This window comes from Variovorax sp. GW821-FHT10B04 (assembly GCF_059415645.1).
In genome coordinates this window covers 181,005-205,051 of sequence record NZ_JBWKNQ010000011.1, presented here as the reverse complement: position 1 = coordinate 205,051, position 24,047 = coordinate 181,005, and the positions used below count along the sequence as shown (strand labels likewise).

Here is a 24,047-nt window from a genome sequence, read left to right as displayed (position 1 = left end):
AGGGTTTTTACTAAGGGTTTCCAAGCTGGGTCAGTTGGCGGTCAGCCCCTAAGATTTCCGGTTTTGTAACTTTTGCAACCAGGACGAGACCATGAAGAAGCTGCTTGCGCTCACGGCTGTTGCCGTGGCCACATTGACCGCGCATACCGCACAGGCGGAAGACTTTCCCGGCAAGGACAAGGTGATCACCATCGTCGTCCCCTTCGCAGCCGGCGGCCCGACCGACCGCGTGGCACGCGACCTGGCCGAAGCGCTGCGCAAGCCGCTGGGCGGCGTCAGCATCGTGATCGACAACGCGGCCGGCGCCGGCAGCACCATCGGCAATGCCAAGGTCGCGCGCGCCAAGCCCGACGGCTACACGCTGCTGGTCACCCACGTGGGCATGGCCACCACGCCGGTGCTCTACCGCAAGCTGCCCTACAACTACGAGACCGACTTCGAGTACCTGGGCATGATCAACGACGTGCCGATGACGCTGATCGGCAAGCCGCAGCTCGAAGCCAAGAACTTCGGCGAACTGCGCAGCTGGATCGCCAAGAATCCGGGCAAGGTGAACCTGGGCAATGCCGGCATCGGCTCCGCCTCGCACCTGTGCGGCCTGCTGTTCCAGAACGAACTGAAGGCTGAAATGACGACGGTGCCGTACAAGGGCACGGCACCGGCCATCGCCGACCTGCTGGGCGGCCAGATCGACATCCTGTGCGACCAGACCACCAACACCACGAGCCAGATCGAGGCCAAGAAGGTCAAGGCCTATGGCGTGACCACGCTGAAACGCCTGACCACGCCGGCGCTGAAGGACCTGCCGACGCTCGACGAGTCGGGCCTGAAGAACTTCCAGGTCACGATCTGGCACGGCCTGTACGCGCCCAAGGGCACGCCGGCACCGGTGCTGAAGGCGCTCAACGACGCACTGAAGGTCGCGCTGAAGGACCCGGAATTCATCACCAAGGAAGAAGGCCTGGGCGCGGTGATCGTCAACGACAAGCGCGTCGAACCTGCCGAACACAAGAAGTTCGTGATGTCCGAAGTCGCGCGCTTCGGTCCGGTGATCAAGGCAGCGGGCGTGTACGCGGACTGATCCGCCGTACCGTCGCCTGAATAACGGCCAAGGCCGCCGCACTTCGGTGCCGGCGGCCTTTTTGCTTTCGGCCGGCCGTGGCAGCCGGCACGGAGCGCAGCCTCAAGCCGCGAAGCCGCCATCGATCGTCAGGTTCGCGCCGGTAACGAAGCCCGCCAGCGGACTCGCGAGGTAGGCGACCATGCCGGCGATCTCTTCGGCGCGGCCGAAGCGTGGCAGTGCCATCAGCGAACGCAAGCCCTCGGCGTTGGGGCCGTCGGCGGGATTCATCTCGGTGTCGACCGGACCCGGCTGCACGTTGTTGACCGTGATGCCGCGCGGGCCGAGGTCGCGCGACAGGCCCTGCACCAGCCCTTGCAGCGCGGACTTGCTCATCGCGTAGACGCTGCCGCCGGCGAAGGGCATGCGCTCGGCGTTGGTGCTGCCGATGTTGATCACACGGCCGCCCTCGCCCATGTGCGCCACGGCGGCCTGGGTGGCCACGAACACGGCGCGGATGTTGACCGCCACGGTCTGGTCGAAGTCGGCCAGCGAGAAGTCGCCGATGCCGCCGAGCCGCAGCACGCCCGCGTTGTTGACCAGGATGTCGAGCCGACCGAAGCGGCGCGCCACGTCGTCGATGCCGGCACGCAACGCGGCGGCATCGGCGCTGTCGATGCGCAGGGCGAGCGCACGTCCGCCTTCGGCCTCGATGCTGCGCACCAGCGCATCGGCCGCTTCGCCGGAGCTGCTGTAGCTGAAGGCGACGGTGGCGCCGTCCTGCGCGAGGCGACGCACGATGGCGGCGCCGATGCCGCGCGAACCGCCGGTCACGAAGGCGATCTTGCCGGTCAGAACGGTGGGGAGAAGAGTGGAAGCGGTGGTCATGTGGAAGTCCTTGGTTGCTTGTTGAAGGCCTCCAGTCTCGGTTTTTCATTGCTTCTCCGGTAGCCATGAATTCCGTCAATCAGATTCAACTCATGGTTGAAAATAGAGTGCATGGAACCGCTCAATCACCTCGAATCCTTCGTCCAGAGCGCCGAGGGCGGCAGCTTTTCCGCCGCGGCGCGGCGGCTGGGCCTGACGCCTGCGGCCGTGAGCAAGAACGTGGCACGGCTGGAGGCGCGGCTCGGCGTGCGGCTGTTCCAGCGCAGCACACGGCGCCTGACGCTCACCGAAGCCGGCGAGCGCTTCCTGCAGCAGGTGGGCGGTGCACTCGCGACGCTGCAGGACGCGGTGGCCGGTGTCGACAAGGACGACGGCCAGCCGGCCGGAACGCTGAAGGTCAGCATGGGCCAGGCCTTCGGGCGCGCTTATCTGGTGCCGATGCTCGGCGACTTCCTGGCCCGTTGCCCCAAGGTACTGCCCGACTGGCATTTCGACAACCGGCAGATCGACCTTGTCGGCGAAGGCTTCGACGCGGCGATCGGTGGCGGCATCGTGCTCACGCCCGGCGTGGTGGCGCGCGAGCTGGCACGGGTGCACGTGGTCGCGGTCGCATCGCCGCACTACATGGAAGGCCGCGCGACGCCGAAGCGGCCGGCGGACCTGGCTGCGCTCGAGGGCATCGCGCGACGTTCGTCACCGACCGGCCGCGTGCACGTCTGGACGCTGCGCAATGCACGCGGCCAGGAAGGCACGGTCGAGTTTCGGCCGCGCGCGATCTTCAGCGACCCCGAGGCGCAACGCCAGGCGGCGCTGATGGACCTGGGCGTGGCGCTGCTGCCGATGCCCTTCGCGGCGCCCGCGCTGCAAAGCGGCGCGCTCGTTCGGTTGCTGCCGGGCTGGTACGCGGATGCGGGGGCGCTGTCGCTCTACTACCCGAGCAAGAAGCTGCTGCCGGCCAAGACGCGTGCTTTCGTGGACTTCGTGGTGGAGCGCTTTCGCTCGGACGGCTTTGCGGCAATGGTCGACGGGCGCTGAGGAACGCGGCCGAAGTGCTCTGGCCGGCGCGCCGGCCACCGTGCCACCGGGGTTACTACCGGCGGAAAAGCGGGCACGGCGCCTGTACAACGGTCTCTGCAAAAAACGGAGACACACCATGACCCAACACATCCACCGCAGCCGGCGCAGCGCGCTCGCCGCCGGCGCGGCGGCGTCCCTGCTGCTGCTGGCAGGCGTTGCGGCCGCCGACACCGGCTGGCCGACCAAACCGGTGCGCATCGTCGTGCCCTTTGCGGCCGGCGGCACCACCGACATCCTGGCACGCGCCATGGCGCCCGAACTGTCGAAAGCCTTCGGGCAGCAGTTCATCGTCGACAACCGCGCCGGCGCCGGCGGCAACGTGGGCACGGACATCGTGGCGAAGGCGCCCAACGACGGCTATACGCTGCTGATGGGCACGGTCGGCACGCACGGCATCAACCGGGCGCTGTATCCGAAGCTGCCCTTCGACCCGATCAAGGATTTCGTGCCGATCACGCTGGTGGCGGCCGTGCCGAACGTGATGGAGATGAACACCGAGAAGGCCAAGGCGCTCGGCATCCGCAACGTGGCCGACTTCGTGGCCTATGCCAAGACGCATCCGGGCAAGCTGAACATGGCGTCCAGCGGCAGCGGCACGTCGATCCATCTGGCAGGCGAACTCTTCAAGAGCATGACGGGCAGTTTCATGACCCACATTCCGTACCGGGGATCGGGGCCGGCGCTGCTCGACATGGTGGCTGGCAACGCCGACGTGATGTTCGACAACCTGCCGTCGTCGATGCAGCAGATCAAGGGCGGCAAGCTGGTTGCGCTGGCCGTGACCAGCGCGCAGCGTTCGCCGGCACTGCCGGATGTACCGACGGTCGAAGAGGCCGGCGGCCCGGCGCTGAAAGGCTTCGAAGCCAGTTCATGGTTCGGCCTGCTGGCGCCCGCCGGCACCTCGCCGGAGATCGTCAACCGCATTCAGCAGGAGGTGGCGAAGTCGCTCGGCACGCCAGCCATGAAGGAGAAACTGATGGCCCAGGGCGCGATTCCCAGTGGCAACACGCCTGCCGAATTCGTGAAGCTCATCGACAGCGAGCACACCAAATGGGCCAAGGTCGTGAAGGACTCTGGCGCCACGGTGGATTGAAGCGCCTGGTCAAACGGTCCAGACGATCGCCTTTTGGTCTTCGAGCGACCGCTTGATCATCTCGATCAGCGGCGCGGCGCGCTGGTGCAGGCCGACATGCTCGCGTTCGGCCTTGGTGTCGTGATCTTCCACCGCATACGCATCATGGTTGTGCGGGCTGACGGAAGCTTCCTGGCCGATGGCGGTTTCCAGTGCCGACAGCGCGGCCGGCATCTGCTCCAGCGTGATGACGCCTTCAGGTGCCACCGGCTTGCCGATGATGTTGAACAGTTGCCGCGCGTTGGTCTCGAGCATGACGACGTCGGCAGTGGCTTGCGATTTGAATCGATAGAGCATTGGATTATTTGTAGATGTAGTCCCGGGTGAAAGGGTACACCGATTGCGCGCCCCGCAGGGAGCGGGCCGCCACCTTGCCGTCGGGGCGCGTCGACAGCATCTGGTGCAGCGAGATCCAGCCCTGCTCGAAGCTCATCGCCGAACCCGCCAGGTAAAGGCGGTACGCACGCAGCACCCGCTCGGCCTGTTCGGCGTTGCTGCTGCGCGTGAGAACCGCACGTGCCTCGTCGAGTTGCGCCTCGAGCGCGTCCGACCAGGCCCACAGCGTGCGCGCGTAGTGCGGACGCAGGCTTTCCGTGTCGACCATCTCCAGGCCGGACGCCGCGGTCTCACGCAGCACATGGGTGACGTGCAGCAGCTCGCCGCCCGGGAAGATGTATTTCTCGATGAAGTCGCCCATGCCGGCGCCCAACTGCTGATAGTCGAGTCGGCCCGAGGTGATGCCGTGGTTCAGCACCAGCCCGCCCGGCTTCAGCAGCGAGTAGATCTTGTTGAAGTACACCGGCATGTTGGCGCTGCCGACGTGCTCGAACATGCCGACCGACGAGATCTTGTCGAAGGGCTGCGCCACGTCGAGCTCGCGGTAGTCGCGCAGTTCGACGCGCACGCGGTCCTGCAGGCCCTTCTCGGCGATCAGCTTCGTGACGTGCGCATGCTGGTTCTTCGACAGCGTGATGCCGGTCGCATCGACGCCGTAATGCTCGGCGGCCCAGAGCAGCAGCCCGCCCCAGCCGGAGCCGATGTCGAGCAGGCGCTCACCCGGCTGCAGATTGAGCTTGCGGCAGATGTGGTCGATCTTCGCTTCCTGCGCCTGGGCCAGCGTCATGCCGTCCTCGCGGTAGTAGGCGCACGAATAGACGCGGCGCGGGTCGAGCCACAGCGCGTAGAAATCGTCCGATACGTCGTAATGGAACTGGATCTGCGCGGCGTCCTTGCGCAGGGTGTGCAGGCCACGCGACTTCGCGTGCGTCATGAAGCGGCCCCAGAAACCGGGCCGCGCCTCGGCCGGGTTCTCCGGCAGCAAGCCGACCGTGGCATCGATGATGTCGCGCATCGCACCTTCGATCTGGACGCGTCCTTCGACATAGGCCTCGCCGATGGTGCCCACCTGCCGGGCCGCCAACTTGGCCAGCGCGGACCACTCGGTGAAAGCGAGGGTCACCCGGGAATTCGGCTGGGCGACGCGCCGACCGTCCGGTAGCTGAAGGGCAATAGGGACAGGCAATGTTGCCAGTTGGGACTCGATTTTCGGGATCAGGCTGGACATGTTGTCAATATAAACCTTTGGGGAATTCGGATTTTTGCGAGCGAAAAAAGACTCGTCAACCGCCCCCTTCGGATAACCCCATGCCCATTGACACCAGAATGTTTATGCCTAAACTATTTATTCATGAATAACCTCGCGTCCAAGCTTCAGCGCATCCTCTGTATCGGTGGTGGTCCTGCGGGGCTCTACTTCGCCTTGCTCATGAAGGCAAGGCATCCGCAACTCGAGATCACGGTGGTCGAACGCAACCGGCCGTTCGACACTTTCGGCTGGGGTGTGGTGCTGAGCGACCAGACGCTCGCCAACCTGGCCGCGGCCGAATCCGGCACGGCCGGGCTGATCGGCGAGTCGTTCCACCATTGGGACGACATTCAGGTGTTCTACAAGGACAAGCAGGTGCGCTCGGGCGGTCACGGCTTCTGCGGCATCGGCCGCAAGCGGCTGCTGAACATCCTGCAGGAACGCTGCATCGCACTGGGTGTGAACCTGGTGTTCGAGACCAACGTCACCGACGACCAGGCCCTGGCCGCGCAGTACGACGCCGATCTCGTGATCGCCAGCGACGGCCTGAACAGCCGCATCCGCGAACGCTATGCGGATGTTTACCAGCCCGACATCGACCTGCGCAAATGCCGCTTCGTCTGGCTCGGCACGCACCAGACCTTCGACGCCTTCACCTTCGCCTTCGAACAGACCGAGCACGGCTGGTTCCAGGCGCATGCCTACCAGTTCGACGAGGACACTTCCACCTTCATCGTCGAGACACCCGAAGAGGTCTGGAAGGCGCATGGCCTCGACGCGATGGAACAGCACGAAGCCGTGGCGTTCTGCGAAAAGCTCTTCGCCAGGTACCTGGGCGGCCACGCGCTGATCAGCAACGCATCGCACCTGCGCGGCTCGGCCAACTGGATCCGCTTCCCGCGCGTGGTCTGCAAGCACTGGACGCATCGCGTCGAGATCGACGGCAAGACCGTGCCGGTCGTGCTGATGGGCGACGCGGCACACACCGCACATTTCTCGATCGGCTCGGGCACCAAGCTCGCGCTGGAAGACGCGATCGACCTGGCCGATGAATTCGGCAAGGGCGGCGAAATCGACGAAGTGCTGACCGGCTACGAAGCACGGCGCAGCGTCGAAGTGCTGAAGATCCAGAACGCTGCGCGCAATTCCACCGAGTGGTTCGAGAACGTCTCGCGCTACACCGGCATGGAGATCGAGCAGTTCGCCTATTCGATGCTCACGCGCAGCCAGCGCATCAGCCACGAGAACCTGCGTCTGCGCGACGCGGCCTGGCTGGGCGGTTTCGAGCGCTGGCTGGCCGGCGGCAAGAAGGCCATCCCGCCGATGCTGATGCCCTTGCAGGTGCGCGGCCTCCAGCTCAAGAACCGCATCGTGGTCTCGCCGATGGCGACCTACAGCGCGGTCGACGGCGTGCCGCAGGACTTCCATCTGGTGCACCTTGGCGCACGCGCGCTCGGCGGCGCGGCACTGGTGTTCGTCGAGATGACGAGCCCGACGCCGGAAGGCCGGATCACGCCGGGCTGCCCCGGCCTCTACACCGATGCGCAGGGCCAGGCCTTCAAGCGCATCGTCGACTTCGTTCATGCGCAGAGCAGCGCGAAGATCGGCATCCAGCTCGGCCACAGCGGGCCGAAGGGCTCGACGCAGGTGGGCTGGGAAGGCACGGACGAGCCGCTGCCGACGGGCAACTGGCCGCTGCTCGCCGCCAGCGCACTGGCCTACGGCGAACAGAACCAGACGCCCGCAGCCATGACACGGGCCGACATGGACCGGTTGCGCGAGCAGTTCGTCGCATCGACGCGGCGCGCGGCCGAAGCAGGCTTCGACTGGCTCGAACTGCACTGCGCGCACGGCTACGTGCTCGCGTCCTTCCTGAGTCCGCTGACCAACCTGCGCAGCGACGACTACGGCGGCGACATCGACGGCCGCGCGCGCTATCCGCTGGAGGTGTTCGACGCGATGCGCGCCGCCTGGCCGGCCGATCGCCCGATGAGCGTGCGCATCTCGGCGCACGACTGGGCCCCCGGCGGCAACACGGACGACGACGCAGTGGCGATCGCAAGGCTGTTCAAGGCGGCCGGCTGCGACTTCATCGACGTGTCTTCAGGCCAGACCACGCGTGCCGCCAAACCGGTGTACGGCCGCATGTACCAGACGCCGTTCGCCGACCGCATCCGCAACGAGGTCGGCATCGCGACCATCGCCGTCGGCGCGATCACCGACGCGGACCAGGCCAACAGCATCATCGCGGCCGGCCGCGCCGACCTCTGCGCTGTCGCGCGCCCGCACCTGGCCGATCCGGCCTGGACGCTGCACGAGGCGGCCAAGCTGCAGAGCCGGTACGTCGAATGGCCCCGGCAGTACATCGCCGGACGCGACCAGATGTACCGCGAGATCGCCAAGCAGCAACAGATGGCCGCGACCGCGGCCCGGAACGAAGAATCGGAGACCTGATGGACCTCGAAGCACGCGCGCACAGCGAACACCCCGACGAGCTGCGGCTCTGGTTGCGGCTGCTGACCTGCACTCAGCTGATCGAGAAGGATGTGCGCAACAGCCTGCGCGAGCAGTTCGCGACCACGCTGCCGCGCTTCGACCTGCTCTCGCAGCTCGAGCGTTCGCCCGAGGGCCTGAAGATGAACGAACTCTCGCGCCGGATGATGGTGACCGGCGGCAACGTCACCGGCATCACCGACCAGTTGGTGACCGAGGAACTGGTCGAACGCGTGAACGTCGAGGGCGACCGGCGCGCCTGGCGCGTCCGCCTCACGGCCCGCGGACGCAAACTGTTCCACGAGATGGCGCAACAGCACGAAGCCTGGATCGTCGAAGCCTTCGCAGGCCTCAATGCGCGCGAGATCGCGCAACTGCACAAGCTGCTTGGCAAGGTCAAGCAGCACGCTCAGCACAACACCCTGGAGACAGCATGAAGCACTACATCGGCGCAGGCAACCCCATGCACGCGCAATTCGAAGCCAAGGCAGGCTACGTGGCCCGGCATTTCAGCTGGTCGTACGACGAAGGCGTCGGCACCATCACGCTGAACCGGCCCGAGCGCAAGAACCCGCTGACCTTCGAGTCGTATGCAGAACTGCGCGACCTGTTCCGCGCGCTGCACTACGCGACCGACGTGAAGGCCATCGTCATCACCGGCGCCGGCGGCAACTTCTGCTCGGGCGGCGACGTGCACGAAATCATCGGACCGCTGACGAAGATGAGCATGCCGGAGATGCTCGAGTTCACCCGCATGACCGGCGATCTGGTGAAGGCGATCCGGCAGTGCCCGCAGCCTGTCATCGGCGCCATCGACGGCATCTGCGCCGGCGCCGGCGCGATGATCGCGTTGGCCTGCGACATGCGCTACGGCAGCCCGTCCACGCGCACGGCGTTCTTGTTCACCCGCGTCGGCCTGGCCGGCGCCGACATGGGCGCTTGCGCCCTGCTGCCCCGCATGATCGGCCAGGGCCGCGCGTCGGAACTGCTGTTCACCGGCCGCGCGATGAGCGCGCAGGAAGGCCTCTCCTGGGGTTTCTTCAACGCGCTGCACGAAGGCGATGCGTTGCTCGCCGCGGCGACGTCCGTCGCGCGCGACCTGGTGGCCGGCCCGACCTTCGCACACGGCATGACCAAGACGATGCTGTCGCAGGAATGGTCGATGACCATCGAGCAGGCGATCGAGGCCGAAGCGCAGGCGCAAGCGATCTGCATGCAGACGGCCGACTTCACACGCGCCTACGAAGCCTTCGCGGCCAAGCAGAAGCCCGTGTTCGGCGGGGACTGAAGGATGAGTTCCGGTCCCACTACCCTCGTGCCGTCGACCGCGCACCTCGCGTTGCCTTTCTTCGACGATGCACACCGCGAACTGACCGACGGCCTGCTGCCCTGGGCCGCAGCGCAGGAGGTTGACGAACGCGACGATCGCGCCGCCTGCCGCGACTGGGTTCGGCGCCTGGGCGACGGCGGCTGGCTGCGCTACTGCGTGCCGGGCGCGTCCGGCGGTGCGCTCGAACGGCTGGACTCGCGGGCGCTCGTTCTGCTGCGCGAGACGCTCGGCTTCCATTCGCCGCTGGCCGACTTCGCCTTCGCGATGCAAGGCCTGGGCAGTGGAGCCATCACATTGGCTGGCAGCGCCGATCAACAGACGACCTACTTGCGCGCCGTGGCCAAGGGCGACAAGCTCGCAGCCTTCGCGCTCAGCGAGCCGGACGCAGGCTCCGATGTCGGTGCGATGGCCATGACGGCCGTGCCCACCGCCGACGGCTGGCGGCTCGACGGCCAGAAGACCTGGATCAGCAACGGCGGCATCGCCGACTTCTACTGCGTCTTCGCCAAGACCGAGCCGACCGCCGGCACGCGCGGCATCACGGCCTTCATCGTCGACGCGACGACGCCCGGCCTGGACACCTCGGCGCACATCGAGGTGATGGCGCCGCATCCGCTCGCCACGCTGCGTTTCGACAACTGTGTGGTGCCGCGCACGGCGCAACTCGGCGAGCTGAACGGCGGCTTCAAGCTGGCGATGCGCACGCTCGACATCTTCCGCGCATCGGTCGCCGCGGCCGCGCTCGGCATGGCACGCCGCGCGCTCGCGGAAGCGATTGCCCATGCGCAGCGTCGTCGCATGTTCGGCCACACGCTGGCGGATTTCCAGCTGACGCAAGCCAAGCTCGGCGACATGGCCGCGCTGGTCGACGGCGCAGCGCTGCTCACCTACCGCGCGGCGTGGATGCGCGACGAGGCCGAACGCAGCGGCAAGCCGTCGAGCGACCTCACCGCCGCCGCCGCGATGGCCAAGATGGCAGCGACCGAGAACGCGCAGCGCGTGATCGACATGGCACTGCAGATGCACGGCGGGCTCGGCGTACAGGTGGGCACGAAAGTTGAAAGTCTGTATCGCGACATCCGGGCGCTGCGCATCTATGAAGGCGCGACCGAAGTCCAGCAATTGATCATTGGCAAATCCGTTCTGCGGGGGTAGATCTTGAGCGCGCAAATCGACCGATTCGTCCACGACGGGCTGCCGCCCGCCGACCAGTTGCCGATCTTCCGGTATGACCTGCCGGAACTTCAGCTGCCCGATCAACTGAACCTGGTCGAGGAACTGCTCGACAAGGCGGCCGCCAAGGGCTTCGGCGACCGGCCGATGCTGCGCTCGCCGAACCGCACGCTGACCTATGCGGAAGCCGCGCTGGAAGTCAACCGGATCGCACAGGTGCTGACGGAAGACCTCGGCCTGGTGCCGGGCAATCGCGTACTGCTGCGCGGCGGCAATTCGATTCCGATGGCGCTCGGCTGGCTGGCGGTCGTCAAGGCCGGACTGATCGCCGTGGCCACGATGCCATTGCTGCGCGCGCGCGAGCTGGGCGACATCATCGACAAATCGCGCCCGGCGGTTGCGCTGTGCGAAGGCCGTCTGCTCGAAGAGATGCAGCTGGCACAGCAGGCCTTTCCGTCGCTGCACACGATCGTCCCGTTCCGCTCGGACGCGCCCGATTCGTTGGAAGCACGCGCGGCCACCAAGAGCGGACACTTCCCCGCCTGCCCGACCGCAGCCGACGACATCGCCCTGCTCGCCTTCACGTCCGGCACGACCGGCAAACCGAAGGCCCCCGCCACCACGCACCGCGACGTGCTCGCGATGTGCGAGACCTGGCCGCGCCACATCCTGAAGGCGACGCCGGACGACATCGTGCTCGGCTCGCCGCCTCTGGCCTTCACCTTCGGGTTGGGCGGCCTGCTGATCTACCCGATGTGGGCCGGATCATCGATCTACTACCCGGACGTGCCTTACACACCCGAAGGCATGGTCAAGCTGATCAACGAGGTCGGCGCCACCATCTGCTACACCGCACCGACTTTCTATCGCCAGATGGCGCCCTTCGCGAAGCAACACGGCCTGCGCACGCTGCGCATCACAGTGAGCGCCGGCGAGGCGCTGCCCGATGCGACGCGCCAACTCTGGAAGGACGCCACCGGCATCGAGATGCTCGACGGCATCGGCGGCACCGAGGTGTTCCACATCTACATTTCCGCAGCCGGCCATGAAGTGCGACGTGGCGCGATCGGCAAGGCCGTGCCTGGCTTCACGGCCAAGGTCGTCGACAAGGACGGCAACGAGGTACCGCGCGGCACCATCGGACGGCTCGCACTGATCGGCCCGGTCGGATGCCGCTATTTCGACGACGTTCGCCAGAAGGACTATGTGAAGGACGGCTGGAACTACCCGGGCGATTCGTTCACGCAGGACGATGACGGCTATTTCTTCTATCAGGCACGCGCCGACGACATGATCATCACGGCCGGCTACAACGTCGGCGGCCCCGAGGTCGAGGATGCGCTGCTGCAGCACCCGGCCGTGGCCGAATGCGGCGTGATCGGCAAGCCCGACGACGATCGAGGCATGATCGTCAAGGCCTACTGCGTGCTCAAGCCGGGCACGGATGGCGACGCTGCGTTGGTCAAGGCCCTCCAGGATCATGTGAAGGCAACCATCGCACCTTACAAATACCCGCGAGAGATCGAGTTCGTGGCGGTGCTTCCTCGCACCGAGACCGGCAAACTCCAGCGATTCAGACTCAGACAGACATCATGATGAACAAACTCCTGCAACCGGCCGGCTGGCTTCCGCCCAAAGGTTATGCCAACGGAATCGCGGCACGCGGTACACAGATCTTCGTTGGCGGCCAGATCGGCTGGAACGGACAACAGCAGTTCGAATCGGACGATTTCATCGAACAGACTGGACAGGCCCTGCGCAACATCGTCGAGGTGCTGCGTGAAGCCGGTGCCGGCCCGGAGCATATGGTCCGGATGACCTGGTACATCACGGATCGCGACGAATACAACAGCCGGCTCGCCGAACTCGGGCCGGTGTATCGGGAAGCAATGGGCCGAAACTTTCCGGCCATGACCTGCGTGCAGGTGGCCGCGCTGGTCGAGGCGCGTGCGAAGGTGGAGATCGAGGTCACGGCCGTCTTGCCTGATTAGGCTTCCCCAGGGCCGCGGCACGCCTTGTGTCGCTTGGCCGACTCTCGTCCGCTCGGGATCCCGGCTGCCCGGGCACGGCTGGGGTCTTTGGGGCGCGTCCCCGATTCTTGTCCGGGCTTACTCGTCGTGCTGCCAGCGAGACTTCAAACTCCAGCACTTTTCAGCGAATTCAACCAGTACAACCAACTTCGCAGTTGCGTGCTTTTTGCTTTTTTGGAAAAGCGATTCGGAAATAGAAAAAGCCTCTTTGATTTCTCAAAGAGGCTTTCCGATTTGGTTGCGCGAGCAAGATTTGAACTTGCGACCTTTGGGTTATGAGCCCAACGAGCTACCAGGCTGCTCCATCGCGCGGCAGACTTAAATTATAGCTTATTCCGAAGCGCTTTGCGAATCTTCCGAAACTTCTTTTTCCTCAGCACGGTCGACCAGCTCGACGAGCGCCATCGGGGCATTGTCGCCCACACGGAAACCCATCTTCAGGATGCGGGTGTAGCCGCCTGGACGTGCCGCAAAGCGCGGGCCCAGATCGTTGAACAGCTTCACGACGCTGTCGCGATCACGCAGGCGGTCGAAAGCCAGACGCTTGTTGGCGACGGTGGGCTTCTTGGCCAGGGTGATCATCGGCTCGATGACGCGGCGCAGTTCCTTGGCCTTGGGGACCGTGGTCTTGATGACTTCATGCTCGATGAGCGAATTCATCATGTTTTGCAGCATCGCAAGGCGGTGCGAGCTGGTGCGGTTGAGTTTGCGGAGTCCGTGTCCGTGACGCATGGTGCTTTTCCTTTACTTTATAAAACAGGCAGCCGTATCAGGTACTGCCCGGTGCACTGGCCTGAGAGGCCTTTGAAAAATTAACGGCGATCGAGGCCGGCCGGTGGCCAGCTTTCGAGCTTCATACCCAGGGTGAGGCCGCGCGAAGCGAGCACTTCCTTGATTTCGTTGAGCGACTTGCGACCCAGGTTAGGCGTCTTCAGCAGCTCATTCTCGGTACGCTGAATCAGGTCGCCGATGTAGTAGATGTTCTCGGCCTTCAGGCAGTTCGCAGAACGCACCGTGAGTTCGAGTTCATCGACCGGACGCAGCAGGATCGGATCGAACTGCTGGGCGCTGCGCGGTGCCGGTGCATCGAATGCAGCGAGTTCGCCGCCTTCGAGCTGCGCAAACACAGCCAGTTGCTCGACCAGGATTTTAGCCGACGCGCGCACGGCATCTTCTGCCGTGATCGCGCCATTGGTCTCGATCTCGATCAGCAGCTTGTCCAGGTCCGTACGCTGCTCGACACGAGCGCTTTCGACGGTGTAACTCACGCGCTTGACGGGCGAGAAGGATGCGTCGAGCACGATCCGGCCGATCGACTTGGTCGGTTCATCAGCGTAGCGACGCATCGTGCCGGGCACGTAGCCGCGACCCTTTTCAACCTTGATCTGCATGTCGAGCTTGCCGCCTTGCGACAGGTGCGCGATCACGTGATCTGGGTTGATGATTTCGACGTCATGCGGCGTCTGGATGTCGGAAGCGGTAACCGGACCTTCGCCGTCCTTGCGCAGGCTCAGCGTGACTTCATCGCGGTTGTGGAGCTTGAACACCACACCCTTGAGGTTCAACAGGATGTTGACGACGTCTTCCTGAACGCCGTCGATCGACGAATACTCGTGGAGCACGCCTGCGATCGTGACTTCGGTGGCCGAATAACCGACCATCGACGACAGCAGCACGCGACGCAGTGCGTTGCCGAGCGTATGACCGTAGCCGCGCTCGAAAGGCTCGAGCGTGACCTTGGCCTTGTTGGCCGCGAGTTGCTCGACCTGGATGGTCTTGGGTTTCAGCAGGGTGGTTTGCATGCAGACTTCCTCTCAATACCCCCGGTTCGTTACACCGGTAAGGCTGGTGAAGCGCCCGGCGCACGTGCAGGGCGCGCCAGGAACGGGAACAACAAAAACAACTCGCGCCAGAGGCGCGAGCAGGGGATCAACGCGAATACAGTTCGACGATCAACGACTCGTTGATGTCGGCAGCGAATTCGTCGCGATCCGGCACCTTCTTGAAGGTACCTTCAGCCTTGTCGGCATTGACTTCGACCCATGCCGGCATGCCGACTTGGGCCGCCAGTTGCAGCGCTTCGGCCACGCGGGTTTGCTTCTTCGACTTGTCGCGCACGGCGATCACGTCGCCGGTCTTCACCAGGTACGACGGGATGTTCACCGATCGGCCGTTGACCGTGATCGCCTTGTGCGACACGAGCTGGCGTGCTTCGGCGCGGGTCGAACCGAAGCCCATGCGGTACACCACGTTGTCCAGACGGGACTCGAGCAGCGACAGCAGGTTCGCGCCGGTGTTGCCACGGCGGCGATCGGCTTCTTCGAAGTAACGGCGGAACTGCTTTTCGAGCACGCCGTACATGCGCTTGACCTTCTGCTTTTCACGCAGCTGCAGACCGAAGTCCGACGTGCGTTGGCCCGAAGTACGGCCGTGCTGGCCTGGCTTGGAATCGAACTTCGACTTGTCCTGGATCGAGCGACGAGCACTCTTCAGGAACAGGTCGGTGCCTTCACGGCGGGAGAGTTTGGCCTTGGGGCCGAGATAGCGTGCCACTTGAGCTTCCTTTTATGTCATCTACCGCAGACTCTGCGGGAGCCGTTGGCGGCGTGCCGACGGCGGTGGGCTTGTTGAAAAGCAAAAATGCGCAGCCGCTGTGAAGCGGACTGCGCGTTGCATCGCACGCTTAGATGCGACGACGCTTCTGAGGACGGCAACCGTTGTGCGGCACCGGGGTCACGTCGGCGATCGAGTTGATGCGAATGCCCAGTGCGGCCAGGGCGCGCACCGACGATTCACGACCTGGGCCGGGGCCCTTGATCTCGACGTCGAGGTTCTTGATGCCTTGTTCGACAGCAGCGCGACCAGCAACTTCGGAAGCAACCTGGGCAGCGAACGGCGTCGACTTGCGCGAGCCCTTGAAGCCTTGGCCACCCGACGAAGCCCACGACAGAGCATTGCCCTGGCGGTCCGTGATCGTGATGATCGTGTTGTTGAACGAGGCGTGCACGTGAGCAATACCGTCCGCAACGTTCTTGCGAACCTTCTTGCGAACGCGCTGTGCGGCGTTATTGGCAGGAGCTTTAGCCATGCTGTTTTATCCTTACTTCTTCAGGGACTGCGCGGCCTTGCGCGGACCCTTGCGGGTGCGGGCGTTGGTGCGCGTGCGCTGACCGCGCATCGGCAGACCGCGGCGATGACGGAAGCCGCGATAGCAACCGATGTCCATCAGGCGCTTGATGTTCATCGTCGTTTCGCGACGCAGGTCGCCTTCGATCGTGAACAGCGCGATCTGGTCGCGGATCTTTTCGAGATCGGTGTCCGTCAGGTCCTTGATCTTCTTCGAATACTCGATGCCGCTCGCTTCGCAGATTTGACGGGCGCGGGTGCGACCGATACCGAAGATGGCGGTCAGGCCGATCTCAGCGTGCTTGTGCGGCGGAATGTTGATGCCAGCAATACGTGCCATGTGCGTCCTCTAAATCTCTTTGATCAACCCTGGCGCTGCTTGTGGCGCGGGTCGGTACAGATCACGCGCACAACACCCTTGCGGCGAATGACCTTGCAATTGCGACAAATGGTTTTGACCGAAGCCGAAACTCTCATTTCATTCTCCTAAACTTTTTCAACGCGGCGAACGATCGCCTGAAACACAATGCGCGTCCGCCTTTCGGCGTCTACTTTCGAATCTTCCAGACCTCTAGGAGGTCTTGAAGTTGGCCTTTTTGAGCAACGACTCGTACTGCTGCGACATCATGTAGTTCTGCACTTGGGCCATGAAGTCCATCGTGACGACAACGATGATCAGCAACGACGTTCCACCGAAATAGAACGGCACGTTGTACTTGAGGATCAGGAACTCCGGCAGCAGGCAAACAAAGGTGATGTACACCGCGCCAGCCAGCGTCAGACGAACCAGGATCTTGTCGATATAGCGCGCGGTCTGATCACCCGGGCGGATGCCCGGAATGAATGCACCGCTCTTCTTCAAGTTGTCGGCCGTTTCGCGGCTGTTGAACACGAGCGCCGTATAGAAGAAGCAGAAGAACACGATCGCCGTGGCGTAGAGCATCACATAGATCGGCTGTCCGGGTGTGAGCGCACCGGCAATGTCCTTGACCCAGCGCATGCTTTCGCCCGTGCTCAGCCAGCCAACGAGCGTTGCCGGCAGCAGGATGATCGATGACGCGAAGATCGGCGGAATGACACCGGCCATGTTCAGCTTGAGTGGCAGATGCGACGACTGACCGCCGTACACCTTGTTGCCGACTTGCCGCCGCGCATAGTTCACAAGGATCTTGCGCTGGCCACGCTCAACGAACACGACGAAGTAGGTCACGAGCACGACCACTGCCACGATGAACAGTGCAACCAGCACGTTCATTGCACCAGTGCGGACGAGCTCCAGCAAACCGCCGATCGCGTTGGGCAGACCAGCCGCAATACCCGAGAAGATCAGGATGGAGATGCCGTTGCCAAGACCGCGTTCGGTGATCTGCTCACCCAACCACATCAGGAACATCGAGCCAGCCGTGAGGCTGACCATTGCCGTGAGACGGAAACCGAAACCAGGCGAAATAACCAGACCTGCCGACGACTCCAGGGCCACCGCGATGCTGAACGACTGGAACAGCGCCAGTGCCAACGCGCCATAACGCGTGTACTGAGTGATCTTGCGTCGTCCGGACTCGCCTTCCTTCTTCATCTGCTCGAAGGTCGGAACCACGTACGTCATCAGCTGCATGATGATCGATGCAGAGATGTACGGCATGATGCCGAGCGCGAACACGGTGAAGCGCGACAGCGCACCGCCCGAGAACATGTTGAACAGGCTCAGGATGCCGCCTTGCTGTCCCTGGAACAGCTGTGCCAGCTGATCCGGGTTGATGCCCGGCACGGGGATATGCGCCCCGATCCGATACACCACGAGAGCGAGCAGCAGAAAGACCAGCCGACGACGCAGGTCGCCGAACTTGCCTGTCTTTGCGAGCGTTGCCGCGTTGGTTGCCACGAAGAACTACTTTCGTCCGGTCTTAGGCAACGCTGCCGCCGACTGCTTCGATTGCAGCCTTGGCAGCGGCAGTCGCACCGATGCCCGTCAGCTTGACGGCCTTGGTCAATTCACCAGTCTTGATGATCTTGACGACCTTGGCGATCTGACCCACGAGCCCAGCTTGCTTGAGCGCCAGCAGATCCACTTCAGCCAAACCGAGCACTTCGAGTGCGGTCAGCGTGACTTCGGCGTTGTACTTCAGGGTTTGCGACTTGAAGCCACGCTTCGGCAGGCGCCGTTGCAGAGGCATTTGACCGCCTTCGAAGCCCACCTTGTGGAAACCACCTGCGCGCGACTTCTGACCCTTGTGACCACGACCCGCGGTCTTGCCGATGCCCGAACCGATACCACGGCCAACGCGACGCTTGGCGTGCTTGGCGCCTGCGGCTGGCTTGATGCCATTGAGTTCCATATCAGTCTCTCTTACAGAACTTTGACCAGATAACTGATCTTGTTAATCATGCCGCGCACTGCGGGCGTGTCCTGCAGCTCGCTCACGCTGTTGAGCTTGCGCAGGCCCAGGCCACGCACGGTCGCACGATGCGATTCCTTGGTGCCGATGGGGCTCTTCACGAGCTGCACCTTGAGGGTTTGTTGTTGCGTCATTTGAATACTTTCCGTATTGCGCTTACGCGAACAGCTCTTCGACGGTGAGGCCGCGCTTGGAAGCGACAGCGGAAGCAGTCGTCGAATTCTTCAGACCGTCGAGCGTGGCGCGAACCATGTTGTAGGGATTCGAAGAACCATGGCTCTTGGCCACGATGTCGGTGATACCCAGGACTTCGAACACGGCGCGCATCGGGCCGCCAGCAATGATGCCGGTACCCTTGGGAGCCGGGTACATGACCACCGACGAGGCGCCATGATGACCCTTCACCGCGTGATGCAGCGTGCCGTTCTTGATCGAGATCTTGAACAGGTTGCGACGCGCTTCTTCCATGGCCTTCTGCACGGCTGCCGGCACTTCTTTCGACTTGCCCTTGCCCATGCCAACCTTGCCATCGCCATCACCGACGACGGTGAGTGCCGCGAAACCGAGAATACGACCACCCTTCACCACCTTGGTGACGCGGTTGATCGCGATCATCTTCTCGCGCAAACCGTCTTCAGGGCCTTCGTTCTGCGTTCTTGCTTGAATCTTTGCCATTTTGAATCTCGTGTCCGGTTAGAACTGCAGGCCAGCTTCGCGGGCTGCGTCGGCGAGTGCCTTGACACGGCCGTGGTACGCGAAACCTGCGCGGTCGAAAGCGACCTTCTCGACGCCGGCAGCCTTCGCCTTTTCGGCGATGCGCTTGCCGATGGCCGTGGCAGCGGCGGCATTGCCACCCTTGCCAGAACCGCCCAGCGACGCACGCACTTCGGCTTCGGCCGTCGATGCGGTGGCAATCACCTTGGCACCGTCGCCGGAGATGACCGTGGCGTAGATGTGGAGATTGGTGCGGTTCACGGTCAGGCGTGCAACGCCTTGCGTCGCAATCCGGATACGGGTCTGACGCGAGCGGCGCAGACGTTGTGCTTTTTTGGTCAACATCATTTTGCTGCCCCTTACTTCTTCTTGGTCTCTTTGATCACGATCTTCTCGTCCGAATAACGGATTCCCTTGCCCTTGTAGGGCTCAGGCGGACGAACAGCGCGGATCTCGGCAGCGATCTGACCGACACGTTGGCGATCGGCGCCCTTGATCACGATTTCAGTCGCGGTCGGCGTCGTCACCGTGATGCCTTGCGGCATGTCGATGTTGACCGGATGGGAGTAACCCACTTGCAGGTTCAGCTTCGCACCTTGCGCAGCAGCCTTGTACCCGACGCCGACGAGATTGAGCTTCTTTTCGAAGCCCTTGGTCACGCCGACGACCATGTTGTTCACCAGCTGACGCAGCGTACCGCTCATCGCATCCGCTTCACGCGAATCGTTGGCGGGCGCGAAGCTCAGCTTGCCGTCGTTGTTCACGACGGTCACCAGAACGTTGCGTTGCAGGTTGAGCGTACCGCCCGCACCCTTGACGCTGATCTGATCTTCCTTGATCGAGACATCCACACCTGCGGGGATGACGACCGGCATTTTTCCGACTCGGGACATTTCAGTAACTCCTCAATGTCTCGGTTAGGCGACGTAGCACAGAACTTCGCCACCAACACCGTTGGCGCGTGCCTTGCGGTCGGTCATCACGCCCTGGGGGGTCGTGACGATCGCAACGCCGAGGCCGTTCTGGACTTGCGGAATGGCAGCGCTGCCCTTGTAGACGCGCAGGCCAGGACGGCTCACACGCTCGATGCGCTCGATCACAGGGCGGCCGGCGTAGTACTTCAGGGAAATCAGAAGCTCGCTCTTGCCAGCTTCGGTATTGACCTGGAAACCGTCGATGTAGCCTTCGTCCTTCAGGACTTGTGCGATCGCGATCTTCACCTTGGAAGACGGGACCGACACGGTGGGCTTCGCCACCATCTGCGCGTTGCGGATACGCGTCAGCAGGTCGGCAATGGGATCACTCATGCTCATGTTGTTTGCTCCTGCCTGGCTTACCAGCTGGCCTTGGTGACACCGGGGATGTCGCCGTTGAAGGCCAGTTCACGGATCTTGGCGCGGGCCAGACCGAATTGGCGGAAAGTGCCACGCGGACGACCGGTGATTTCGCAACGGTTGCGCTGGCGCGTCGGGTTGGCGTTGCGCGGGAGCTTTTGCAGGCCCAGACGCGCAGCTGCACGCTCTTCGTCGGTCTTCGACAGGTCGGAGGCGATCGCCTTCAGTTCAGCGTGCTTGGAAGCGTACTTGGCGACCAGCTTGTCGCGCTTGAGTTCGCGCTGGATCAAAGATTGTTTTGCCACGGTTCGCCTCAGTTCTTGAACGGGAAACGGAAGCCAGCGAGAAGCGCCTTGGCTTCTTCGTCGGTCTTGGCCGTCGTCGTGATGCTGATGTTGAGACCACGCAGGGCATCAACCTTGTCGTATTCGATCTCGGGGAAAATGATCTGCTCTTTGACGCCGATGTTGTAGTTGCCACGGCCGTCGAAAGCGCGACCGGAGATACCACGGAAGTCGCGAACGCGGGGCAGAGCGACCGTCACGAAACGATCCAGGAATTCATACATCGTCACGCCGCGAAGGGTGACCATGCAGCCGATCGGCTGTTGCTCGCGGATCTTGAAGCCGGCGATGGCCTTCTTCGACTTGGTGATGACAGGCTTCTGACCGGCGATCTTGGTGAGGTCGCCAACGGCGTTCTCAAGAACCTTCTTGTCAGCAACCGCTTCACCCACACCCATGTTGAGCGTGATCTTGGTGATACGGGGAACCTGCATCGGCGAGGTGTAGCCGAACTTTTCAGCCAGGTCCTTCGCGATCTTTTCGCGATAGATTTGTTGGAGACGTGCCATGTGAGTATTCCTTAGGCGAACTTGATTTCGTCGCCGCTGGACTTGAAGACGCGCACGCGCTTGCCGTCCGCGATCTTGATGCCCACGCGATCGGCCTTGCCGGTAGCGGTATTGAAGATGGCCACGTTCGACTGGTGAATCGGCATGGTCTTTTCGACGATGCCACCGGTCGTACCCTTGAGCGGGTTCGGCTTGGCGTGCTTCTTGACGATGTTGATGCCGTCGACGATCACATAGGAGTCGTCCTTGCGCAGCGAAACCGTGCCGCGCTTGCCCTTGTCACGACCGGCCAACACGATGACCTGGTCGCCTTTGCGAATCTTGTTCATGGCTTGTCCTTACAGAACTTCGGGGGCCAGCGAAACGATCTTCATGAACTTTTCGGTGCGCAGCTCGCGCGTCACCGGTCCGAAGATGCGGGTGCCGATCGGCTCCAGCTTGGCATTGAGCAGCACGGCGGCATTGCCGTCGAACTTGACGAGCGAACCGTCTGCACGACGGATGCCCTTGGCAGTGCGCACCACGACGGCGCTGTAGATTTCGCCCTTCTTGACACGACCGCGGGGAGCGGCTTCCTTGATGCTGACCTTGATGATGTCGCCCACGCTGGCATAACGCCGCTTGGAGCCACCCAGCACCTTGATACACAGGACGGACTTCGCGCCTGTGTTGTCGGCCACTTCGAGCCTGGATTCAGTTTGGATCATTTCGATTAGTTCCCAACTTGTACCGAGGCCCCGACGACGCCGAATGGCGCCAAACAAGAACCGCAGTCAGTCTTGGGCCCGTCGTCCACGCCCCAAACCACTTGGAGCGCTTCCGCTGGGCAGAAGCTTCGCCTTTTTGTAGCGAAGCCCGCGATTGTTGCACAGCGGTCTGGCGATGTCAACTACCTCGCCCCAGCCAGGATGCATCGCTGCTGCGCAACGGCGACAATTCCACTGTGATTGCACGCGGGATCGCTCCGCACGCCAGTCCCGACGATCTGCTGCTCCAAGTTCAGCGACCCGACCTCATCGCCAACACCATGCCTGAAAACACCGCTTCCGCCGCCTCGCTCCCGCCCATCGCCTTCATCGGAGGAGGCAACATGGCCAGCGCCATCATCGGCGGGCTGGTGAAGCAGGGCCTGCCGCCAGCCTCGGTGGAGGTCGTCGAGCCGTTCGAGGAAGCGCGTGTGCGTTTGGCGCAACAGTTCGGCATTTCGGCGCAAGCCGAAGCGGGGCCCGCCATTGCGCGTTGCGCCGTGGTCGTGTGGGCCGTCAAACCGCAGATCTTCGCGGAAGCCGCCCAGCCTGTTCGGGCGGCGGCAGCGCAAAGCTTGCACCTGAGCGTCGCCGCCGGCATCCCGTCGGACAGCATCGCGCGCTGGCTCGCCACCGAGCGAGTGGTGCGCGCGATGCCGAACACGCCAGCCCTCGTCGGCAAAGGAATGACCGGCTTGTTCGCCCGTGCAGCCGTGTCGGCGCCTCAGCGTGCGCTCGTCGAGCAAGTGCTGGCCCCAACTGGCGAACTGCTCTGGGTCGACGCCGAGCCGGCGCTCGACGCCGTGACTGCCATTTCCGGCTCGGGCCCGGCCTACGTGTTCTATTTCGTCGAAGCCATGGTCGAGGCGGGTGTCGACATGGGCCTGACGCCGCAGCAGGCACACCAGTTGGCGGTCGGCACCTTCACAGGCGCCTCGGCGCTGGCGGCGGCATCGAGCGAGGCGCCGTCCGTACTGCGTGCACGCGTGACGTCCAAGGGCGGCACGACGCATGCGGCGATCAGCGCGATGGAAGCCGCGCAGGTCAAGCCCTTGTTCAAGACGGCCATGCGCGCCGCAGAACTGCGCGCCCGCGAACTGGGCGAGGAATTCGGCCGCAGTTGAGTTGATCTCCAAAGATTGACGCCCGCCGCCCGCCGCCGCGGGCGTTGGCAATCGATCAGCGCAGCGCGTACCCGGCGACGACGCCGGCAAACACGGCGAATCCCAGCCAGTGGTTCTGCCGGAAAGCCTGAAAGCACCCTTCGCGCGTGCGATCCTTGATCAGCTTCCAGTGCCACAGCGCCTGCGCGGTCGCAACGGCCAGGCCCGCCAGAAAGGCTGGCCCCAACCCATGGCGCACGCCGATCACGCCCCAGATCGCCAGAAAGAGCAGGTAGCAGGCCATGACGATCGTCACGTCGAGCCGGCCGAACGTGATCGCCGAGGTCTTCATGCCGATCTTCAGATCGTCGTCACGGTCGACCATGGCGTACTCGGTGTCGTAGGCCAGCACCCAACCCAGATTGCCGATGAGCAGTGCCCAGCCATATGCTGGCACCCGCGCGAAAGCGTCCAGCGCCGGTACGCCACCACCGCCGGCGGCGCAGAACGCCATGGGGATGCCGATCGAGAACGCGATGCCCAATACCGCTTGCGGGATCGAGACGAATCGCTTGGCGAAAGGGTAGGCCAGCGTCACGGCCAGACCGATGAAAGCCCAGACGATCACCGCTGCGTTGGTCGTCAGCGCCAGCGCAAAGGCGGCGAGCGCCAGCAAGGCACCGAAGCCGAGCGCCTGCTTGACAGAGATGGCGCCGCTGGTCACCGGCCGCTGCGCCGTGCGCTTCACATGGCGGTCGAAGTCGCGATCGGCCACGTCGTTGATGCAGCAACCCGCACTGCGCATCAGGAAAGTGCCCAGCACGAACACCGTCAGGAGATGCCAGCCAGGCCAGCCGCCTGCAGCAAACCAGAGTGCGCCGAGCGTCGGCCACAGCAACAGCAGCCAGCCGGCAGGCCGGTCCCAGCGGATCAGATCGAGATACAGCGCCACGCGCCCGGCAGCCATCAAGCGAGCTCCAATGAAAAAGGAGCGGCGATTGTGCCGC

31 protein-coding genes and 1 tRNA gene are annotated in these 24,047 nt (G+C 63.6%); 10 read left to right on the top strand and 22 right to left on the bottom strand.

Annotated features, from left to right (window positions below):
• The first annotated feature begins 91 nt into the window (after positions 1 to 91).
• Positions 92 to 1,081, top strand: coding sequence for a tripartite tricarboxylate transporter substrate-binding protein (locus tag AC07PZ_RS24540; RefSeq protein ID WP_495297757.1), 990 nt, complete (start codon positions 92 to 94; stop codon positions 1,079 to 1,081).
• 102 nt (positions 1,082 to 1,183) lie between these two features.
• On the opposite strand, the gene AC07PZ_RS24535 is transcribed toward AC07PZ_RS24540, so the two are convergent.
• Positions 1,184 to 1,948 (bottom strand): SDR family oxidoreductase, encoded by a 765-nt coding sequence (locus AC07PZ_RS24535; protein WP_495297756.1) that lies wholly within the window; start codon positions 1,946 to 1,948, stop codon positions 1,184 to 1,186.
• A 111-nt stretch (positions 1,949 to 2,059) separates the two neighbouring features.
• Between AC07PZ_RS24535 and AC07PZ_RS24530 the strand changes: the two genes are divergently transcribed.
• Positions 2,060 to 2,983 (top strand): LysR family transcriptional regulator, encoded by a 924-nt coding sequence (locus AC07PZ_RS24530; protein ID WP_495297755.1) that lies wholly within the window; start codon positions 2,060 to 2,062, stop codon positions 2,981 to 2,983.
• A gap of 118 nt (positions 2,984 to 3,101) precedes the next feature.
• Positions 3,102 to 4,118: a Bug family tripartite tricarboxylate transporter substrate binding protein gene (locus AC07PZ_RS24525; RefSeq protein WP_495297754.1), complete on the top strand. Its 1,017-nt coding sequence runs from the start codon at positions 3,102 to 3,104 to the stop codon at positions 4,116 to 4,118.
• A gap of 9 nt (positions 4,119 to 4,127) precedes the next feature.
• Here the strand turns inward: AC07PZ_RS24525 and AC07PZ_RS24520 are convergent, their stop codons facing one another.
• Both AC07PZ_RS24520 and AC07PZ_RS24515 read right to left on the bottom strand, forming a co-directional pair.
• Positions 4,128 to 4,454, bottom strand: coding sequence for a DUF1840 domain-containing protein (locus AC07PZ_RS24520; RefSeq protein WP_495297753.1), 327 nt, complete (start codon positions 4,452 to 4,454; stop codon positions 4,128 to 4,130).
• Positions 4,455 to 4,458: 4 nt separating this feature from the next.
• Positions 4,459 to 5,721: a class I SAM-dependent methyltransferase gene (locus AC07PZ_RS24515; RefSeq protein WP_495297752.1), complete on the bottom strand. Its 1,263-nt coding sequence runs from the start codon at positions 5,719 to 5,721 to the stop codon at positions 4,459 to 4,461.
• 123 nt (positions 5,722 to 5,844) lie between these two features.
• Here AC07PZ_RS24515 and AC07PZ_RS24510 point away from each other — a divergent pair, with 123 nt between their 5' ends.
• Genes AC07PZ_RS24510 through AC07PZ_RS24485 form a run of 6 tightly spaced genes read left to right on the top strand, consistent with a single transcriptional unit; the run spans position 5,845 to position 12,729 of the window.
• Positions 5,845 to 8,196 carry a bifunctional salicylyl-CoA 5-hydroxylase/oxidoreductase gene (locus tag AC07PZ_RS24510; protein ID WP_495297751.1) on the top strand — a complete coding sequence of 784 codons (2,352 nt, stop codon included), beginning with the start codon at positions 5,845 to 5,847 and terminating at the stop codon, positions 8,194 to 8,196.
• Positions 8,196 to 8,672 (top strand): MarR family winged helix-turn-helix transcriptional regulator, encoded by a 477-nt coding sequence (locus tag AC07PZ_RS24505; protein WP_495297750.1) that lies wholly within the window; start codon positions 8,196 to 8,198, stop codon positions 8,670 to 8,672. The genes AC07PZ_RS24510 and AC07PZ_RS24505 overlap by 1 nt, the downstream gene beginning before the upstream one ends.
• Positions 8,669 to 9,523 (top strand): enoyl-CoA hydratase family protein, encoded by an 855-nt coding sequence (locus tag AC07PZ_RS24500; RefSeq protein ID WP_495297749.1) that lies wholly within the window; start codon positions 8,669 to 8,671, stop codon positions 9,521 to 9,523. Before AC07PZ_RS24505 ends, AC07PZ_RS24500 begins: the two co-directional genes overlap by 4 nt.
• 3 nt (positions 9,524 to 9,526) lie before the next feature.
• The gene (locus AC07PZ_RS24495; protein WP_495297748.1) at positions 9,527 to 10,720 is read left to right on the top strand and encodes an acyl-CoA dehydrogenase family protein; all 1,194 of its coding nucleotides are present in this window, start codon (positions 9,527 to 9,529) and stop codon (positions 10,718 to 10,720) included.
• A 3-nt stretch (positions 10,721 to 10,723) separates the two neighbouring features.
• A complete protein-coding gene (locus AC07PZ_RS24490; RefSeq protein ID WP_495297747.1) occupies positions 10,724 to 12,334 on the top strand; it encodes an AMP-binding protein in 1,611 nt (536 codons plus the stop codon).
• A complete protein-coding gene (locus AC07PZ_RS24485; protein ID WP_495297746.1) occupies positions 12,331 to 12,729 on the top strand; it encodes a RidA family protein in 399 nt (132 codons plus the stop codon). The genes AC07PZ_RS24490 and AC07PZ_RS24485 overlap by 4 nt, the downstream gene beginning before the upstream one ends.
• Positions 12,730 to 13,003: 274 nt before the next feature.
• On the opposite strand, the gene AC07PZ_RS24480 is transcribed toward AC07PZ_RS24485, so the two are convergent.
• The 18 genes from AC07PZ_RS24480 to rplN all read right to left on the bottom strand — a co-directional run bounded on the left by AC07PZ_RS24480 (position 13,004) and on the right by rplN (position 21,898).
• Positions 13,004 to 13,080 (bottom strand) — tRNA-Met (locus AC07PZ_RS24480).
• 18 nt (positions 13,081 to 13,098) lie between these two features.
• On the bottom strand, positions 13,099 to 13,500 hold the full coding sequence (gene rplQ / locus AC07PZ_RS24475) for a 50S ribosomal protein L17 (RefSeq protein ID WP_495297745.1): 402 nt from the start codon (positions 13,498 to 13,500) through the stop codon (positions 13,099 to 13,101).
• A gap of 80 nt (positions 13,501 to 13,580) precedes the next feature.
• Positions 13,581 to 14,570, bottom strand: a complete 990-nt coding sequence (locus AC07PZ_RS24470; protein WP_495297744.1) for a DNA-directed RNA polymerase subunit alpha — start codon at positions 14,568 to 14,570, stop codon at positions 13,581 to 13,583.
• Positions 14,571 to 14,697: 127 nt separating this feature from the next.
• Positions 14,698 to 15,321 (bottom strand): 30S ribosomal protein S4, encoded by a 624-nt coding sequence (rpsD, locus tag AC07PZ_RS24465; RefSeq protein ID WP_495297743.1) that lies wholly within the window; start codon positions 15,319 to 15,321, stop codon positions 14,698 to 14,700.
• A 130-nt stretch (positions 15,322 to 15,451) separates the two neighbouring features.
• Positions 15,452 to 15,856 carry a 30S ribosomal protein S11 gene (rpsK, locus tag AC07PZ_RS24460; protein WP_009124825.1) on the bottom strand — a complete coding sequence of 135 codons (405 nt, stop codon included), beginning with the start codon at positions 15,854 to 15,856 and terminating at the stop codon, positions 15,452 to 15,454.
• Between the two features lie 12 nt (positions 15,857 to 15,868).
• The gene (gene rpsM, locus AC07PZ_RS24455; protein WP_495297742.1) at positions 15,869 to 16,234 is read right to left on the bottom strand and encodes a 30S ribosomal protein S13; all 366 of its coding nucleotides are present in this window, start codon (positions 16,232 to 16,234) and stop codon (positions 15,869 to 15,871) included.
• 23 nt (positions 16,235 to 16,257) lie between these two features.
• Positions 16,258 to 16,371 carry a 50S ribosomal protein L36 gene (gene rpmJ / locus AC07PZ_RS24450; protein ID WP_013544106.1) on the bottom strand — a complete coding sequence of 38 codons (114 nt, stop codon included), beginning with the start codon at positions 16,369 to 16,371 and terminating at the stop codon, positions 16,258 to 16,260.
• Positions 16,372 to 16,465: 94 nt separating this feature from the next.
• Positions 16,466 to 17,776 carry a preprotein translocase subunit SecY gene (gene secY / locus AC07PZ_RS24445; RefSeq protein WP_495297741.1) on the bottom strand — a complete coding sequence of 437 codons (1,311 nt, stop codon included), beginning with the start codon at positions 17,774 to 17,776 and terminating at the stop codon, positions 16,466 to 16,468.
• A gap of 22 nt (positions 17,777 to 17,798) precedes the next feature.
• On the bottom strand, positions 17,799 to 18,230 hold the full coding sequence (rplO, locus tag AC07PZ_RS24440) for a 50S ribosomal protein L15 (RefSeq protein WP_495297740.1): 432 nt from the start codon (positions 18,228 to 18,230) through the stop codon (positions 17,799 to 17,801).
• A gap of 11 nt (positions 18,231 to 18,241) precedes the next feature.
• The gene (gene rpmD, locus AC07PZ_RS24435; RefSeq protein WP_019653974.1) at positions 18,242 to 18,424 is read right to left on the bottom strand and encodes a 50S ribosomal protein L30; all 183 of its coding nucleotides are present in this window, start codon (positions 18,422 to 18,424) and stop codon (positions 18,242 to 18,244) included.
• Positions 18,425 to 18,446: 22 nt separating this feature from the next.
• Complete coding sequence (rpsE, locus tag AC07PZ_RS24430; protein WP_495297739.1) at positions 18,447 to 18,965, bottom strand: 30S ribosomal protein S5; 519 nt, start codon at positions 18,963 to 18,965, stop codon at positions 18,447 to 18,449.
• 18 nt (positions 18,966 to 18,983) lie between these two features.
• Positions 18,984 to 19,349 (bottom strand): 50S ribosomal protein L18, encoded by a 366-nt coding sequence (gene rplR, locus AC07PZ_RS24425; protein WP_495297738.1) that lies wholly within the window; start codon positions 19,347 to 19,349, stop codon positions 18,984 to 18,986.
• A 14-nt stretch (positions 19,350 to 19,363) separates the two neighbouring features.
• On the bottom strand, positions 19,364 to 19,897 hold the full coding sequence (gene rplF / locus AC07PZ_RS24420) for a 50S ribosomal protein L6 (RefSeq protein ID WP_495297737.1): 534 nt from the start codon (positions 19,895 to 19,897) through the stop codon (positions 19,364 to 19,366).
• Positions 19,898 to 19,921: 24 nt separating this feature from the next.
• Positions 19,922 to 20,317: a 30S ribosomal protein S8 gene (rpsH, locus tag AC07PZ_RS24415; protein ID WP_495297736.1), complete on the bottom strand. Its 396-nt coding sequence runs from the start codon at positions 20,315 to 20,317 to the stop codon at positions 19,922 to 19,924.
• A 20-nt stretch (positions 20,318 to 20,337) separates the two neighbouring features.
• Positions 20,338 to 20,643 carry a 30S ribosomal protein S14 gene (gene rpsN / locus AC07PZ_RS24410; RefSeq protein WP_495297735.1) on the bottom strand — a complete coding sequence of 102 codons (306 nt, stop codon included), beginning with the start codon at positions 20,641 to 20,643 and terminating at the stop codon, positions 20,338 to 20,340.
• An 8-nt stretch (positions 20,644 to 20,651) separates the two neighbouring features.
• Positions 20,652 to 21,191: a 50S ribosomal protein L5 gene (gene rplE / locus AC07PZ_RS24405; RefSeq protein WP_495297734.1), complete on the bottom strand. Its 540-nt coding sequence runs from the start codon at positions 21,189 to 21,191 to the stop codon at positions 20,652 to 20,654.
• Positions 21,192 to 21,202: 11 nt separating this feature from the next.
• Positions 21,203 to 21,520 carry a 50S ribosomal protein L24 gene (gene rplX / locus AC07PZ_RS24400; protein WP_495297733.1) on the bottom strand — a complete coding sequence of 106 codons (318 nt, stop codon included), beginning with the start codon at positions 21,518 to 21,520 and terminating at the stop codon, positions 21,203 to 21,205.
• A 9-nt stretch (positions 21,521 to 21,529) separates the two neighbouring features.
• Positions 21,530 to 21,898 carry a 50S ribosomal protein L14 gene (gene rplN / locus AC07PZ_RS24395; protein ID WP_093382552.1) on the bottom strand — a complete coding sequence of 123 codons (369 nt, stop codon included), beginning with the start codon at positions 21,896 to 21,898 and terminating at the stop codon, positions 21,530 to 21,532.
• Between the two features lie 320 nt (positions 21,899 to 22,218).
• Here rplN and proC point away from each other — a divergent pair, with 320 nt between their 5' ends.
• Positions 22,219 to 23,061: a pyrroline-5-carboxylate reductase gene (gene proC, locus AC07PZ_RS24390; protein ID WP_495297791.1), complete on the top strand. Its 843-nt coding sequence runs from the start codon at positions 22,219 to 22,221 to the stop codon at positions 23,059 to 23,061.
• Positions 23,062 to 23,116: 55 nt separating this feature from the next.
• On the opposite strand, the gene ubiA is transcribed toward proC, so the two are convergent.
• Positions 23,117 to 24,007, bottom strand: a complete 891-nt coding sequence (gene ubiA, locus AC07PZ_RS24385) for a 4-hydroxybenzoate octaprenyltransferase (RefSeq protein WP_495297732.1) — start codon at positions 24,005 to 24,007, stop codon at positions 23,117 to 23,119.
• Between the last annotated feature and the right edge of the window lie 40 nt (positions 24,008 to 24,047).